Below are 1,957 nucleotides of genomic sequence, written 5' to 3' on the forward strand. Positions count from 1 at the left end.
GTTATTCTCTACTTCGAATCGGATGTTAACCGAGTCTCGGAGTTAATTTCGAATTCCTTTGGCGTTGATGTAGAAAATTCACTCGATAAAAGCAAGGTTCTTTTAAAAGATCAAATAGGATATCGGTCGGTACATTTTGTATGTACTCTGGGTAATGATAGAGCCATGCTGCCAGAGTATTCTAAGCTGACAAACTTAAAGTTCGAGGTTCAAGTAAGAACTGTGCTTCAACATGCTTGGGCAGAATTAGCCCATGACAGTAACTACAAGTTTTCTGGCTCTCTCCCACCGGAAATCGAGCGCAAACTGTATCTTTACGCTGGTATGTTAGAAGTCGCAGACAAGGGGTTCGATGAATTATCTTCACAAATTGATTCTTATAAACAAGCCATTGATGAACAATCTAAATTAGGTGACTTCTCTGCAACGATAGATTCAATTAGTTTAAAAGAATATTTTGATTGTTGGGCTGACGATAACGATATTGCTCTGGAAAATAATCAAAAGAACACAAGTTGCCTAATTCATGAGTTAAACGCCTTCGGCGTACAAACAGTGGAAGACCTTATCGATATAATACCAAATGGTTATGTAGAGGCTTACAAAGAAGTCGGGGAAATTTCTAATATCTTTGGTATTGTAAGGGATTGGATGTTAATTAGTGATTGGCAAAAATTCTTGAATAATGTGTCATTCAATTGGATGATCGACCGTGCAGCACTGAAGATTTTAAGCAAGTTTATTAATGGAGATAACCTTATAAGCATGCTTAATATTTTAGATGAATATGGCGCATTGATTCTAGACGTTCCCTACGCAGAACATTTAGCTGAGAAACAATTAGCCGAACAAACTGTCTGATCATGGTTCGAAACGTGTGAGATTTACATATCATTCGCCAGTCACTTACAAATGACAATCTTATTTAGAGTTAGAACGATCTTTACGCGTGGCTATTTATGGGATCATCAGTTGAATACAACAACCAATGTAAATGAATTGTTGCACATTGATTTATAAAACAATATAAATTTGCTTACATTCCATGAAAAGAGCAAATTCGTTGTGTTAAAAAATAAACCAAAAACCATATACCTACCTCTACTACTTTTGTCTTTTAATGCCGTTGCGGAAAGTGACTTCTCTGTCGAAACGATCTTGAGTGGACAACAGATCACACAGTTTGCCATGGGCGATATACTGACGGAGATGGTAGAGACGAAATCGTTTTCCTCGACCAATATGGCACCATGAAAATCGCTAGAAACTTCGCAAACCCAAGTTCACTCAACATGCTGACAAACACGAGATGGAACATATCAGAAAACTGGAAGCTTCAATTCTTAGATCAAGCTTATCCTAGTTCGGATATCCGCGTGAACATGACCTATGAACAAAATGGGAACGTGTTCAAATCGGGCGTTGGCGTTGCCACGAAAAGAGATGGGAAGATAGAAATTAACATAAACGGCTATAGAGGTAATCCGGCCGTTACCATCAACTATCTCTCAGTGACTAACGGAACAATGAGGGGAAATTACAAAGATATTCAGTACAGCGGATCTAGAAGTTACCCGTTGAATGCCCAAATGGATTAAAGGCAAGAGTCAGCGTCGCGTTGTCTTCAACTTAACACGGTCACTCTTTCATTGTGCTTGATTGTATTACTGTTTATGCGAAGGCAACGTTACATTGTAACACTTAAGTAAACTTATCTATCGAAGACCTCCTGGATAAATGAGACGTCTACCTAGTCATTTTTATAAAACTAAGGTGTTTGGTTGCGAGATATCCTACGTGATATTAATTTGATGTTTTTCTAGTCTGCAAGTACTTACTGTTAATCAGATGTCAGCAAAATGGTGTTCTATTTCGTAACAGCTGGCGTGACAGTGTCTCTTTTAGATTTTTACAGCATATTCTACTGGCTGAATTTGCTGCCAAACATAATTCTGTA

Annotated in this window: 2 protein-coding genes; both read left to right on the forward strand. The window is 38.0% G+C overall.

Going from position 1 to position 1,957, the window contains the following annotated elements; genetic code table 11:
* Positions 1 to 861 (forward strand): hypothetical protein (locus tag AND4_RS18840; protein WP_009844583.1); only part of this gene is annotated, 861 nt, incomplete at its 5' end.
* Between the two features lie 204 nt (positions 862 to 1,065).
* Positions 1,066 to 1,254 carry a hypothetical protein gene (locus AND4_RS20490; RefSeq protein ID WP_009844584.1) on the forward strand — a complete coding sequence of 63 codons (189 nt, stop codon included), beginning with the start codon at positions 1,066 to 1,068 and terminating at the stop codon, positions 1,252 to 1,254.
* Positions 1,255 to 1,957 lie beyond the last annotated feature (703 nt).

It is taken from the genome of Vibrio sp. AND4, from assembly GCF_000171815.1.
GTDB lineage: Bacteria > Pseudomonadota > Gammaproteobacteria > Enterobacterales > Vibrionaceae > Vibrio.